This is a genomic window from Pseudomonas frederiksbergensis (assembly GCF_003732665.1).
In the GTDB taxonomy this organism is placed as follows: domain Bacteria; phylum Pseudomonadota; class Gammaproteobacteria; order Pseudomonadales; family Pseudomonadaceae; genus Aquipseudomonas; species Aquipseudomonas frederiksbergensis_G.
The window spans coordinates 1-275 of sequence record NZ_MOBP01000239.1 but is presented as its reverse complement, the minus strand read 5'-3'; the positions used below and the strand labels follow the sequence as shown (position 1 = coordinate 275).

Genomic DNA, 275 nt, shown 5'->3' with positions numbered 1-275 from the left:
CCACCTTTACATGTTCCGGAAAAGATAACCCCATCTCTTCCAACTGTGCCATAAAAAAACGAACACCATTTTGACTCGTAAAAATAAGCCAGTCAAAACTTGTTAATTCGTTCATCAGTTTTCGTTCCCGTTCAGATAAGCTTGTTTTTTTGAATGAGATTAACGGGACAAGCAATGGAATGCCACCAAGAGAACGAATTCCTTCGATTAACGATACAGCTTGTAAAGAATCACGCATAATTAAATATTTTTTGTTTGCCAATCGGTCAAGCGTC

General features: G+C 37.8%; 1 protein-coding gene. It reads right to left on the bottom strand.

The genetic code is table 11. The features are described 5' to 3' along the window. Window positions 1–275: uroporphyrinogen-III synthase (locus tag BK665_RS35550; RefSeq protein ID WP_185076764.1), on the bottom strand; the 275-nt coding region annotated here is incomplete at both ends.